General features: G+C 35.1%; 10 protein-coding genes and 1 pseudogene. 2 read left to right on the forward strand and 9 right to left on the reverse strand.

Annotated elements, in window-relative coordinates; translation table 11 throughout:
• Positions 1–96: 96 nt before the first annotated feature.
• The gene (locus ES677_RS10295; RefSeq protein WP_148381193.1) at positions 97–1,707 is read left to right on the forward strand and encodes an Ig-like domain-containing domain; all 1,611 of its coding nucleotides are present in this window, start codon (positions 97–99) and stop codon (positions 1,705–1,707) included.
• On the opposite strand, the gene ES677_RS10300 is transcribed toward ES677_RS10295, so the two are convergent.
• Positions 1,691–2,473, reverse strand: coding sequence for a nitrilase family protein (locus ES677_RS10300; RefSeq protein WP_148381194.1), 783 nt, complete (start codon positions 2,471–2,473; stop codon positions 1,691–1,693). The genes ES677_RS10295 and ES677_RS10300 overlap by 17 nt on opposite strands.
• Before the next feature lies 1 nt (position 2,474).
• Entirely contained in the window at positions 2,475–2,972 is a 498-nt protein-coding gene (locus ES677_RS10305; RefSeq protein ID WP_148381195.1) for a hypothetical protein, read from the reverse strand.
• A 189-nt stretch (positions 2,973–3,161) separates the two neighbouring features.
• Here ES677_RS10305 and ES677_RS10310 point away from each other — a divergent pair, with 189 nt between their 5' ends.
• On the forward strand, positions 3,162–5,252 hold the full coding sequence (locus ES677_RS10310; RefSeq protein ID WP_148381196.1) for a S46 family peptidase: 2,091 nt from the start codon (positions 3,162–3,164) through the stop codon (positions 5,250–5,252).
• Positions 5,253–5,400: 148 nt separating this feature from the next.
• On the opposite strand, the gene ES677_RS10315 is transcribed toward ES677_RS10310, so the two are convergent.
• The 7 genes and pseudogenes from ES677_RS10315 to ES677_RS10345 form a co-directional block, all read right to left on the reverse strand.
• Entirely contained in the window at positions 5,401–5,910 is a 510-nt protein-coding gene (locus tag ES677_RS10315; protein ID WP_148381197.1) for a hypothetical protein, read from the reverse strand.
• Between the two features lie 10 nt (positions 5,911–5,920).
• The gene (locus tag ES677_RS10320) at positions 5,921–7,690 is read right to left on the reverse strand and encodes a MutS-related protein (protein ID WP_148381198.1); all 1,770 of its coding nucleotides are present in this window, start codon (positions 7,688–7,690) and stop codon (positions 5,921–5,923) included.
• Positions 7,691–7,703: 13 nt separating this feature from the next.
• On the reverse strand, positions 7,704–8,654 hold the full coding sequence (locus ES677_RS10325; RefSeq protein WP_246124472.1) for a M28 family peptidase: 951 nt from the start codon (positions 8,652–8,654) through the stop codon (positions 7,704–7,706).
• Between the two features lie 94 nt (positions 8,655–8,748).
• Positions 8,749–8,970 (reverse strand): annotated as a pseudogene (locus ES677_RS10330) (succinate dehydrogenase/fumarate reductase iron-sulfur subunit); the annotation flags it as partial.
• A gap of 82 nt (positions 8,971–9,052) precedes the next feature.
• Entirely contained in the window at positions 9,053–11,065 is a 2,013-nt protein-coding gene (locus ES677_RS10335) for a CRTAC1 family protein (protein WP_148381199.1), read from the reverse strand.
• Between the two features lie 18 nt (positions 11,066–11,083).
• The gene (locus ES677_RS10340; RefSeq protein ID WP_148381200.1) at positions 11,084–12,178 is read right to left on the reverse strand and encodes a hypothetical protein; all 1,095 of its coding nucleotides are present in this window, start codon (positions 12,176–12,178) and stop codon (positions 11,084–11,086) included.
• A gap of 77 nt (positions 12,179–12,255) precedes the next feature.
• Complete coding sequence (locus ES677_RS10345) at positions 12,256–13,002, reverse strand: succinate dehydrogenase/fumarate reductase iron-sulfur subunit (protein ID WP_148370628.1); 747 nt, start codon at positions 13,000–13,002, stop codon at positions 12,256–12,258.
• Between the last annotated feature and the right edge of the window lie 3 nt (positions 13,003–13,005).

Here is a 13,005-nt window from a genome sequence, read left to right on the forward strand (position 1 = left end):
GCTATTAAATAGCGCATAAACCACCCATAGAAAATAACGTGCTTTTTCGTTAGTTAATAAATAAGTTGTTAATTTGCTAAACATTTAAATTTAAGTATGCACACTCGTTTATATAACCTCCTTTTTGTAGCCGTTATTGGTTTAATTATTGCTAGTTGCGCGAATCGTGGTTCGCCAAGTGGCGGAGAAATAGATAGTATTCCGCCAGAAATAGTTAGATCTTTCCCAGCGAACTATTCTACAAATTTTAAAGCAAAAGAGATTAAAATTTACTTTAACGAGTACATCAAAATTAAAAATCTATCAAAGCAACTTATTATTTCTCCCCCAATGGATACTGCGCCAGAAATCACACCTTTAGGAAGCGCTAGTAAATACATTACCATAAAAATTAACGATACCTTAAAACCGAATACAACGTATGCTTTTAATTTCGGGAATAGTATTGTGGATAATAACGAAGAGAACCCATTTACCTATTACAGATATGTCTTATCGACAGGCGATTATATCGATTCTTTAACCGTAAAAGGACGTATTAAAAACGCTATAAATTACGAATCGGACACTTTTGTTTCTGTCGTTTTATATGAAGTAAATGATGCGTATTCTGATTCTCTTATTTTAAAAAGAACCCCAGATTACATTACAAACACCTTAGATAGCACCACTAATTTTACAATTGAAAACGTAAAAGCTGGAACTTATATGTTACGGGCCTTAAAAGATGCAAATAGCGATAATAAATTTCAGCAGAAAACGGATAAAATCGCATTTTATGAAACATCTATAACGGTACCTAGCGACTCTGCTTTTTACAAATTGAATTTATTCGCGGAGGTTTTAAATTATAAAGCGGCAAGACCAAAATTGGTCTCGGGTGAGAAAATAATCTTTGGTTTTGAAGGCGATTACAACGATGTAGACATCGCGCTACTTACTAATGTGCCTGACACTTACCAGTCGCGCTTTTTTAAAGAAGAAGGTAAGGATACCTTAAATTATTTTTACAATCCGAAATTAGAACTCGATTCTTTAGTCTTTACAATCACCAACAAGACGATTGTCGACACTTTTACTGTTAGAAATAGAGACAGTAGCCGAGATACACTTGTTGTCTCTTCGTTCCCAAAGAATGTTATTAAGTATAACGAAGATTTTAGCGTATCTGCAACTATTCCGTTTACAAATTTCGATGAACAAAAAATGACTATTCGCGATAAGGATTCGGTAGTTGTCCCTTTTAAAAAATCTTTCGACAGTTTGCAAAATAAGTATAGTTTCCGTTTCGATAAAACAGAAGACAATAAATACATCGTGAAAATTTTACCGGGAGCCATTACAGATTTCTTCGACAACAAAAACGACACTTTAAATTACGGTTTGCGAACACTTTCAGCGAATAAATATGCCAATATTCGGGTGAATTTAATTAACGCTGAGTACCCTGTTATTCTGCAACTAACCAACAAAGAAGGCGACGTAAAAGCTGAAGCTTATGTTGCGGAGCCTAAACCTGTAGATTTTGAATTTCTAGACGCGAACACCTATTATTTGCGTGCCATTTACGACCGTAATAAAAATGGTATATACGACACCGGAAATTACTTAAAAGGCATACAACCAGAACGTGTAAGTTATTCCGACAAGCCTATTGAAGGACGATCGGGTTGGGACGAAATTGTAACGTTTACATTATTAGATTAAAGTTATCTCTATCCTTTAAGAAGCCTAAATGACGTCTGTTTTTTTCGATGTGGCATTTATATAAAGTCACCATTTCGGTGGTCGCTATATTCGGTAAGGTTTCAGATAGTTTTTCACCTAGCACGTTATAGACCGCCGTATGACCAGAGTATTCATTATTTTTATTGTCGAACCCAACTCTGTTAACGCCCACGCAATAACTCATATTTTCTATGGCTCGCGCTTGCAATAAAACATCCCACGCCTTAATTCTTACTTTTGGCCAATTCGCAACGTAAATTAAAACGTCGTAATTTTGCGTGTTTCTTGCCCACACAGGAAAACGCAAATCGTAACATACCAAAGGGCAAATGCGCCAATTTTTATAAGAGACAATCAATTGTTTCTCGCCTTTATAATACGCCTTTTCTTCGCCAGCCAAAGTGAACGTGTGGCGTTTATTATAAGTCTCAATATCGCCATTGGGATGCACAAAAACCATGCGATTGTAAAAAGCATCGGTTTCTTTTATCACCAAACTACCTGTAATAGCAGCGTCCTTATCTTTTGCCAACGCTTGCAACCATTTTATAGTTTTACCGTGCATTGTTTCGGCCACGTGTTCGGGATGCATTGTAAAACCAGACGTAAACATTTCTGGCAATACAATAATATCTACAGACTCGGCAATGGCCTTTATTTTTTTTCCGAATTGTTCTCGGTTCTGTTCGGGGTTCTCCCAAACCAAATCCGATTGAATCGTTACTATTTTTAAAGTGTCAGACATTTTATATCCTTTTCAATTTTGATTGCGCCTTGAGCACTTTCTCCTTCAATTTTAAAAGTTTTTTTTCAAACTTTATAGTCGCATCCGGAGTGAGTTTATCTTTACGTTTTAGTCTATCGAATTTCTTTTGTTGTTTTTGCAAATCCGATTGAACGCTCTTTAATTTCGATTGTGCTTTTTCTTTCGCTTTAATTAATTTCTGTTCCTTTTTTAACGCTTTTTCACTTTGTTTTAATTTCTTTTCGGTCGCTCTTGCTTGCTTAGCCGCTTTACCTCTTGCTTTTTCGTTCTTTTTTATGCGTTTTTTATTAGTCTTTAATTGCGAGAAAATAGACTTTTTATCGACCTCCGACAAGGTTTCAGTTACATTTATCCCCGCTTTAAATACAGCCCCTCCAGAAACAACATAGGTTTCTCTGTTGTGTTCTACTTCTTGTGCTAAACCTATATTTACAACACATAGAAATAGCATAATTATTATAATTTTTAAAGATTTCATGCGTTTTAATTTTAGTTATTATCAAATTTACTACTTAAATCCCACTAAATAAGAGTCTGATTTTAATTACCATTTTAAAGTTCTTCGATAAAAAGAGGACTCTAACTGGCTTTTACACCTTTTAATATAGCAAAAAGGATGAGAATGATGACTTCATTTTTTATATTTGATACTTTAAATCTATATATAATGAAATTCTTAAAATTCCTCTTACTTTTTATTACGGTTCAAGTGTCTGCTCAACAAGGCGGAATGTGGATTCCTTCGCTTTTACAAGGGATGAACGAAACCGAAATGACGAATCTTGGTAGTAAACTTTCTGCTCAAGATATTTACGATGTTAATAATTCGAGCTTAAAAGATGCGATTGGTCATTTTAATGGTGGTTGTACCAGTGAGATTATTTCCGATCAAGGTTTAATATTAACGAATCACCACTGTGGTTTTAGCCAAATTCAGTCGCACTCGACTTTAGAAAACGATTATTTAAAAGATGGTTTTTGGGCAATGAATTTAGATGAAGAACTTCCTAACGAAGGTCTATACATCGAGTTTATTGTAAGAATTGAGGATGTTACCGAGCAAGTTTTGGCTGGCGTAACCGATAGTATGACGTCTACTGAAAGACAATCGGCTATTTCAAAAAATAGTAACACCTACGAAGCAACAGTCGCAAAAGAAGACTGGCAAGACACTAAAATCAAGTCGTTTTACGAAGGTAATCAGTACTTTTTATTTGTAACAGAACGTTTTAACGATATCCGTTTAGTGGGTGCACCACCAACAAGTATTGGTAAATTTGGTAGTGATACAGATAACTGGGTGTTTCCTAGACATACAGGAGATTTTTCTCTATTTAGAATTTATGCTGACAAAAATAATCGTCCTGCAGAATACAGCAAAGACAACAAGCCCTACACACCAAAACACTTTTTACCAATTTCTTTAGATGGTGTTGAAGAAGGTGATTTTACATTGGTCTTTGGTTTCCCTGGTCGTACCAACGAGTATTTACCGTCAGTTGCTATCGCGCATATTACAAAAGAATTTAACCCGAGTAATATTGAAATTCGCGAAGCAGCATTAGAAGTTATCGATGCTAAAATGCAAGAAAGCGATGAGGTAAGAATAAAATATGCTTCTAAGCAAGCACGTATTGCCAATGCTTGGAAAAAGTGGGTTGGTGAAAATTTAGGAATTGAAAAAAGTAACGCCATTTCTCAAAGGCGTGAGTTTGAAGCTGAATTTACAGCGGCTTTAAAACAAAAAGCGTTAGAAAGTAAATATGGTACAATTTTACCTGAATTCGAGAAATTATATAACGATTTCGCCGAAGTAAATATTAAAAGAAGAAACTTTATTGAAGTGTTTATCGTGACTAACGAGTTAATGCAAATGACCCTTAGAGCGTATCAATTTGAACGTGCTATTATCGAAAAACCAGCACTTTTTGACAAAGCAAAAGAATCTCTAGAAGGCAACTTAAAAGGCATTCATAAAAACTACGACGTTGCTGTAGATAAAGGTGTTTTTGAAAACGTGATGCCTTTTTACACGACTACCGTTGCCGCCTCCATTTATGATAAAACAGCATTTACCAATTTAGATGATGCGTTAAAATTATTAAACGGAAAGCAAAAAGACGTTCTTAAAAAACTAAATAAAGATGCCGCTTACAAATATGCTAAGCCACTTATTGAAGAATTTTACAACACGATTGACCCTGAGTTCCAAGAAAAAAACTTAGCGATTTCTGCGTTACAAACAAAATATATGACGGCCTTAATGGAAGCGCTGCCAGACGCACGTTATTTTCCAGATGCGAACGGTACATTGCGAGTTACTTATGGTCACGTTAAAGGGTACTCGCCAAGAGATGCCGTGTATTACGAGCCTGTAACCTATTTAGATGGTGTTATTGAAAAATTTGTACCTGGAGATTATGAGTTTGATGTACCCAAAAAATTATTAGAATTATATGAGGCTAAGGATTACGGACAATACGCAGACGTAAACGGAAAAGTACCGGTTTGCTTTTTAGGAACAAACCATACTACTGGAGGGAACTCTGGGAGTCCTGCTATTGATGCCGAAGGAAACTTAGTGGGTTTAAACTTCGACCGCGTGTGGGAAGGGACAATGAGTGATATGAATTACGACCCCGAAATTTGTCGAAATATTATGGTAGACGCGCGTTACATTCTGTTTATAATTGACAAATTTGCTGGCGCAAAACATTTAATTGACGAAATGAAATTGGTACACCCAAAGAAAAAATAAATATTAAATTAAAAATGGGCTAGCGTTAAACGTTAGCCCATTTTTTTATCCTATTATTCTCTACTAGCTGCTTTTAACTAATACTTACTTACAACTCCTAGAAATTTTTAATAACTTCTGTCTCTTTGGTATACTTCATTCATTTTTATTAGTAGCGCTTTAATTTTTGCTCTGCATCTTGCACTTCTTTCTCTAGCTTTTTTATAGTTTTTTCCCATCCGTTAATAGCATCGGGAGACAATTTACCTTTGCCTATTAGTCTTTGATATTTTTCATTTTGCTTTTTTAGCTTATCTCTTACTTTAAAAAAGTCTTTTCTCGCATCGTCCTTTCTTCTCACTTTTTTAGCTAGCGCTTTCTGTTCTTTTTCTGCTTTCCTTAATGCTTTTGCAGCTTTATTTTGCGCATCTTCCAATTCTTTTTTTAACTTTTCAGCCTTTTTCTCGAACTCAATTCTATTGTTTAGAATCTCATTAATCTCTGATCTCTTTTCCCGCGATAACTCCTCCGTTATCTCTTCTCCATTGCTATAGAATTTACTTCCTTTTAGTTCATACACTATGCCGTTTGGAGTAATTACTTTCTCTGTGCTTCCACAGGAAAGAAACAACAATACAGCAAATAGTGTTACTAATTTTAAAACGAATATGTTTTTCATAATTTAATTTTTAGACAATTTCCATTTTCTTCAATAGAAAACTCGCATTCATATTCTGGCAAATCCCCTTTTTAAAGGTGTAATCAAAATACAGCTCGTCGTTTATAATTTGCGCATCGAAATAGTAATTTTTAACTTCAGGTAGCGTTTTTTCAATTTCACATAAACTTAAATCGTGCGTAGCAATAATTCCTGTGGCATTACTAGCTACTAATTTCTCAACAAACTTTCGCGAACCAATCGCTTTATCCGTACTGTTAGTTCCTTTTAAGATTTCATCCAGAATAATAAAATATTTATCGGTTTCGATAGCGTCTACAATGTATTTTAAGCGTGTTAATTCAGAAAAAAAGTAAGAACTATCATCGGTTAACGAATCGCTAGTACGCATACTCGTAATTAATTTTACCGGTACATAACGACTAGACTCCGCACAAACCGGTAAGCCCATATTCGCCATAACGATATGTAGAGAAACCGTTCTTAAAAACGTGCTTTTTCCGGCCATATTCGCTCCGGTAATAATAAAAAACTGCTCGTTAGTAATCTCGAACGTATTATCTACACGTTTTTTAGCATCTAACATTGGGTGACCCAAATTCGCCACTTTCGTTGTCCTTTCTTCGCTAACGATTTCAGGAAATACAAACCCCGAATGGTTAAACGCATAATTTCCTAAACTGTTATAAGCATCAAAAAACGAGACCACTTCAAACCAATCGTCGACCAAACCTTTGTAGTTCTCTAACCAACTCTCTATGGCATAACTGTTTTTTATGTCGGTGATAAAATAACCGTTCCCAAAAATTGCCGAAATAAGATTATTTCTATTATCTAAAGCATCTAGAGATTTTGAAAAAGAGTTTAAAATAGCAGACGCTTTTTCGTCTTTTAACCGAATTTGTCGTTGTTTCTGTTGAAGTAAATCTGAAGTAAACGTTTCAGATTCAATAGCTTTTAACAATACCGAATACTGCCTGAAGGTATCTCTTATTTTATCGGCTTTTGAAGCCAAAACATTAATCTTTTTTAAATATTTACCAGTTACAATCAAACCCGCAAATAACCAATACCCGATGAATTGAATACCAATAACTCCTGTAAAAGCTAACCCAAAAATAATAAGAGAAGCTAATAAAAAGGCTTTAGGCAGCCAACGCATTATTTTAGGTAAGAAGGACTGCTGACTATGTAACCAGTGCTTTATGGTAGACAGTTCGGTTTCTGTTTTAATTAGCTGTGCTGTGGCTTGAAAATGTTGTCGCCAATGCGCTTTCTCACTTAACTCTTCTACAGCGTCTTGTCGATTAGTTATGTCTGTAATAACATTTGCTTTTAATGCGTTTGCTAATGTTAACGCCCCATCGGGAGTCGACGTGCGATCTATAAATTGAAAAAAGGAACCGCGACCAAACAAATCGATATCTAAACTGTACTGGTGGTTCGTATCCTGAAATGCAGCACCTTCTTTTTTATCAAAAAAATCGCCCGAAGCTATCTTTAATTCGTTTTTATTTATAGCAACTAATGCTTTTTTTAAGTGGTGCTGCGTTTTAAGATTGCTATGTTTATTAAGCAGAAATAAGAATATAGCGAGGCCTAAAATGGCGACTCCTGCTGATACTTGCCACATACCAAACGTAAAATACACAGCAATTCCTGTGGCAATAAACACCAGTAACCGCGCCGTACTTAACGCCGTTAGTTTTTTATAAAGCGACGAAACCTCCGCTTTATAAGTTTCTAAATTAGTAGTATAAAATGTGCTGTCGTGTACCATAATCTTAATAAAATTATAACTGTTTAGTATCTAATTGTGTAAAAACAGTTAATAGGGTTTGAACAGCATCTAGTAAAAATTGCTGATCTATATTTTCGTAAACATCGGTAGGCTCGTGATAATCTTTGTGGTCTGGAACGCCAAAATATATAAACGGAATTCCCTTATTATGAAAAGCTGCTTGATCGCTAGAATTCGTCCAATTATCTGTACTATCTAAACCTTCGTGTCCTATAACCAAATTGACTTTGCCTAGGTTTTCAAAAGATTCTACCGTCTCTTTTAATACTTCTGAATAGCGTGTTCCGACGGCAAATAATTCGTGACTATCACTACGAGAGATCATATCAAAGTTTAAATTTAGTACGATATTATTCAATTCTATAATAGGGTTATCGACATAATAGTAAGCCCCTTTTAGCCCGAGTTCTTCACCATCAAAAGCAGCCAAAATAACATTGTGTTGTGGTGGATTAGTTTTAAAATATTCCGCGAAAGCAAATAAAGCACCTACACCAGATGCATTATCGTCGGCACCATTATAAATGGTTCCATTCTTAATGCCCTCGTGATCGTAGTGTGCAGATATTACAACGTATTTGTCGTGGTATTGTGTTCCTTCTATAAGTCCTAAAAGGTTGACAGCATTATATGTTTTTGACCCCGTTGTGAATGTAAACGGTTGCTCAAAATCTTCCAAAAGAGGTTTTACATCTAACACATCAAAGGTTTCTATAATATATTGTTTAGCCTTTAAAGCGCCAGGCGTTCCTGTTCTTCTGCCTTCAAAAGCAGCAGAAGAGAGTGTTTTAACGTGTTTTAATACTGAATCGATAGTAAAACCATAGTTTGCTATTGGTTTCAATTCCTGAACCGTCGTTATCTGTTGATCTCGTGTTTGCGATTGACACGACAGCGCAATAACGCTTACGGTAAGTGCCATAAAAAGTTTAAGAGTCTTCATAGTGATAAATTAATAATTGCTAAATTAAATAAAAAAACCCAAGCAAAATGCTTAGGGTTTTTTATTTCAAAATGGTGGTGTTACCCAATAATTATTACCCTTTTAAAGTGGCTGACAAATACTCACGATTTAAACGTGCAATATTTTCTAATGAAATTCCTTTCGGGCACTCTACCTCACAAGCTCCAGTATTGGTACAGTTACCAAAACCTTGTTCGTCCATTTGTTTTACCATATTTAAAACACGGTCGGTTGCTTCAGCCTTTCCTTGCGGTAATAAAGCAAACTGAGATACTTTTGTACCAACATTTAATACTCAACTATTATGCAAATCTATATTCTGACTATATAATTTGGTATTGGATAGAACACATAATACATAAAAAAAATAGTACAAATTATTCCTTAATAATTTTGTGTTGATATAGTTTAGCACCCTGCTGTAAGGTCAAAATATAGGTGCCTGTTGGTAAATTCTTTATATTAATACTGTTTTTCTCTTTCTTAAAATTAAAAACACGTTGCCCATTGATATTATGAATAATTACTTTAGTATCACTTAAATTATGGTTTTTTACAAAAATCTCCTCTTTTGTTGGATTTGGATAAACAACTATGTCTTTGCTTGAAAATTCATCTACACTTAAAGTTGTGCCTTCAACGAGTGTTATTGTAGTATTTATAGCAGGATTAACTACCACATCTACCAAGCCAGAAGGCCATGTTACTTTAATTTGTGTAACTGCCGTATCTGAGCCTATACCAAAATGTGTTGTTAGTGAGCTCATGTATCTAAAACCCTCTCCCGATCTAACCTCTCTAATTTGTGTACCTAATGCGCTTTGTATTTCTACTCTTGCTCCTATACCATTTAAATTACTTCCTGTTGGATTATTTACATCTCCTTGCGTGTTGATTTTTATCCAATTATTGGAGTTCCCTTCGTTCCTATACCAGTTACCATTGCTATTAAAAACATCTAGAAAACCATCGTTATTTAAATCGCCCACTGCGCCAACAGAAAAATAAACATCTGTTTCGGTAAAAGTTAAATCTTGATTATTAATCAGGATTTTATTTCCAGCCGAGAAAATATCTAAATAGCCATCATTATTAAAATCGTGAGTAATATGTTCTATTCCGGTATCGGTAAATATGTCTATACCCGAACCACTTGTAATATCTGCAAACGTTCCATCTTGATTATTATGCATTAATTTATGTGCGCCATCTACAAAAGTACTAGCACCAACAAAAACGTCCATCCAGCCATCGTTATCAAAGTCTCCCCAAGCCGAAGACCATGTTTGAATGGGATCGTACAAGCCAGCGGCAACACTTACATCTGTAAAGTTACCAAAACCGTCATTTTGATGTAGTTGATTGAATCTTGCAGATGCAGACGCTCCCCCTCCATTACATTTAGAAATAAATAAATCTACATCCCCATCATTATCGTAATCTGTCCATAGAGATGCATAATTCCCACCACTTGGAGAATCCCCTAAACCACCTTGATTATGAGATAAATTACCATTTCCATCATTTAAATAGAATTGATTTGGTCCAACATCGTGACAAACAAAAGCGTCTAAATAACCATCGTTATTAATGTCTACAAAGTTTGTTCGTTGAGAAAAAACATATTCTGGTCCAGACGTTTCTAAGTAGCCTGTTCCATCACTATTAGCCTTCATAAAGGTTACACCACTCCCCGCGCCATACATTAAATCGTTATAGCCATTATCGTCTATGTCTCCTGCTGCAATGCTCCAGCTTGGTAAAAAATTGGCGTTTGTAGTTGTGAAATTTTGAACTGTAAATCCTCCTGAGGCTTGTTGAAAGTTAATATTTATGTTTGTTTCACTAATCGCAACGACATCGTCCAAGAAATCACCATTCATATCTACTACACAATTTCTATAAGTACCCGTACTTGCAATTGGGGTTGACACAAAAGAAACTAAGGGTTCTATATAAGGCGCTTCGGTTAATTGAAAATCAAAACCATCAGACTCCCATCGGTTATCAAAAACTATAAAGTATGTTTCTCCTGCAAGAACATTAAATGATGCTACGGACAAGAAACCAGAACCTCCATCGTCGTCTCCAGAGTGGCAAACTAGTGCGCCACAAGTTCCTGTATAAACGTGAAACCGTGTGTCTCCGCCCGCATTTATTGCTAAGTCTGTAGTTACTGTTACCGTGTAGTTATTTGAAGGCGTATAGGTAAACCATTCCGCATTTGCAGCATTTTGGCCACCTGTACACACTAACGTTACACCTTCTGTACCGTCTATTGCAGTTACAGTATACAATCCAGAAGTAATTGCCTGTGGACTAGAACAGCTGTCTTGAGAGTAAATAGTAGTACTAAAAATTAGGGCTAAGAGTAAAGTGATTTTTTTCATAATTATAGTGGTTAGTTTTTATTCACAGGTTTGTGTTAATTCATCTATCCAGTCATTTATTAAACTAATAGCTTGATCATCTACTAAATTTCTACCAATAAGCGGCATTTTGGTGCTTTCTTCTGTTGAGTTCATTCTATAAGAGAGTACAGATCTTTCAGATCTCCCTGGCGAAATAACATGTGTTAAGGTGCTATTTACATCTTCATCTGGTACAACACATATTCCTAAATTAGCTTCAGAAGTTTCGGTGTCGTGAAATGAAAGCCTAATTGGCCTGTATGAACAGTGAGAATCCTCTGAATGACAATGTGCACAATTAATATCTAAATAAGATCTTGCTCTTAATTGAAGTGGTTTAGATAAATCTTTCCAATCCACCACTGTATTTACATTTGAATAATCTACAGGATTTAAATAGCCCTCAATTATTAGCTTTTGCAATTGATTTATCGCTCCTTCTTGTGGATAAGGATACGCTGAATTTAGATTTTGCGGCTTTACACCTATAGGAAAAGGTACATTACCAATTTTATGACATGTTCTACACTCTGATTCTGAAGGGAGTCTATAATTTGTAGATTTACTTACACCTTCTTCTAGCCACTCTATATTAACCGTACTTCCTGTGTTATCTAAAAAGGCTTCTGTTTGATCTTCATTCCAGACATATTCTGAAAAAATCCATCCTGACGGTTTTTTAATTAAAAGTCTAGTTTCTATTAATTTGGTAGTATTAGAAGGTAATACGTTATTGTAATAAAATGTTTTTACAAGAATTGTCCCAACTGGAAAATCTAAAATCTCATAATCTGAAACAAAATTTGCGGAGGTGTTATTTGGCATCCAAAGAAATCTTTTCTTTTTAGCATAGTCGGTAAAAAGAGAGGAAATAGGTTTGTAAGGTATAACGCCTAAGACTGGCTTTTGATTTTGTAAATCCCCTTCAAATAAATTATAGTCGGATAAGGTATTGTACGGAAAGGCCTCCAAATTATAGTTTACTGGAGATACTGAAGGCGTATAATTTTCACTGCTTTCATCATTAGAACATGATAATAAAACAGTTAAAAAATAAAGAATAATTAACTTTAATGTTGGTATATTTTTCATTTTAATATAAATTTCTAACACAATATAAGAAATTTATATATTTTAAATGAAAAATATACTACAACAAAAAATAAAATTTACCCTTTTAAAGTGGCTGACAAATACTCACGATTTAAACGTGCAATATTTTCTAACGAAATTCCTTTCGGGCATTCTACCTCACAAGCTCCAGTATTGGTACAGTTACCAAAACCTTCTTCGTCCATTTGTTTTACCATGTTTAAAACACGGTCTGTGGCTTCAATTTTACCTTGTGGTAATAAAGCAAATTGAGATATTTTTGCTCCAAGATATAACATCGCTGAAGAGTTCTTACAACTTGCTACACACGCACCACAACCAATACAAGTCGCTGCACTAAAGGCATCGTCGGCATCGTGTTTATTAACAGGGATCGTGTTAGCATCAATCGTGTTACCAGAGGTATTTACAGAAATAAAGCCCCCTGCGTGTTGAATACGATCGAAAGCACTTCTATCGACAACTAAATCCTTTATTACTGGAAATGCTTTTGCTCTAAATGGCTCGATAAAAATCGTCTCGCCATCTTTAAACATACGCATGTGTAATTGGCAAGTTGTTACACCTCTATCTGGTCCGTGCGCTTCACCGTTTATATATAGAGAACACATACCACAAATTCCTTCACGACAATCGTGATCGAATGCTACGGGCTCTTCTCCTTTATTTATTAATTGATCGTTTAATAAGTCTAACATTTCAAGGAAAGACATATCACCAGAAATATCGCCAATTTGATAATCGACCATTTTTCCTTTATCGTTAGCGTTTTTTTGACGCCATATTTTTAACGTTAAATTCATAGC

The sequence above is a fragment of the Bizionia gelidisalsuginis genome (assembly GCF_008086185.1).
In the GTDB taxonomy this organism is placed as follows: Bacteria; Bacteroidota; Bacteroidia; order Flavobacteriales; family Flavobacteriaceae; genus Bizionia; species Bizionia saleffrena.

What these genes read in the sequence shown, in the direction of transcription:
- ES677_RS10310 (WP_148381196.1), top strand. Translation starts at nt 3,162, where the DNA reads ATGAAATTCTTAAAATTCCTCTTACTTTTTATTACGGTTCAAGTGTCT.
- ES677_RS10335 (WP_148381199.1), bottom strand. Translation starts at nt 11,065, where the DNA reads ATGAAAAAAATCACTTTACTCTTAGCCCTAATTTTTAGTACTACTATT.
- ES677_RS10315 (WP_148381197.1), bottom strand. Translation starts at nt 5,910, where the DNA reads ATGAAAAACATATTCGTTTTAAAATTAGTAACACTATTTGCTGTATTG.
- ES677_RS10295 (WP_148381193.1), top strand. Translation starts at nt 97, where the DNA reads ATGCACACTCGTTTATATAACCTCCTTTTTGTAGCCGTTATTGGTTTA.
- ES677_RS10340 (WP_148381200.1), bottom strand. Translation starts at nt 12,178, where the DNA reads ATGAAAAATATACCAACATTAAAGTTAATTATTCTTTATTTTTTAACT.
- ES677_RS10305 (WP_148381195.1), bottom strand. Translation starts at nt 2,972, where the DNA reads ATGAAATCTTTAAAAATTATAATAATTATGCTATTTCTATGTGTTGTA.
- ES677_RS10325 (WP_246124472.1), bottom strand. Translation starts at nt 8,654, where the DNA reads ATGAAGACTCTTAAACTTTTTATGGCACTTACCGTAAGCGTTATTGCG.
- ES677_RS10345 (WP_148370628.1), bottom strand. Translation starts at nt 13,002, where the DNA reads ATGAATTTAACGTTAAAAATATGGCGTCAAAAAAACGCTAACGATAAA.
- ES677_RS10300 (WP_148381194.1), bottom strand. Translation starts at nt 2,473, where the DNA reads ATGTCTGACACTTTAAAAATAGTAACGATTCAATCGGATTTGGTTTGG.
- ES677_RS10320 (WP_148381198.1), bottom strand. Translation starts at nt 7,690, where the DNA reads ATGGTACACGACAGCACATTTTATACTACTAATTTAGAAACTTATAAA.